Origin of the sequence: Paraburkholderia sp. BR10923, from assembly GCF_040948765.1 — a bacterium.
GTDB lineage: Bacteria > Pseudomonadota > Gammaproteobacteria > Burkholderiales > Burkholderiaceae > Paraburkholderia > Paraburkholderia youngii.
Window position 1 is genome coordinate 1 of the sequence record NZ_JBFPKO010000201.1, and the last position, 279, is coordinate 279.

A 279-nucleotide genomic window follows, 5' to 3' on the forward strand; every position below is an offset into this window, starting at 1 on the left:
GGCGGTCCTGCAGCGGGTACGCGAATGGGTGATGCCCGCGTTAGACGCGCACGCTGCTAAAGAAACCGGTTACTACTGGATTATTGACGACACCGGTTTTCCAAAGAAGGGACGTCATTCGGTCGGGGTGGCACGTCAGTAGTCGGGTCTGGATAATTCGTTTTCGGCGACGACGCCGTTCATGGTGTCGAAGCGGAAGCCGCGGAGCGGTTGAGCAATGCGACAAGTACAAGGACGTAAAAACGCCGCAGCTTTCTGAGGATCATGCGCAGGTTGTGG

At 57.0% G+C, this 279-nt stretch carries 1 pseudogene; it reads left to right on the forward strand.

The features are described from left to right. A pseudogene (locus AB3X94_RS42110) lies at positions 1-139 on the forward strand (transposase); the annotation flags it as partial. Positions 140-279 lie beyond the last annotated feature (140 nt).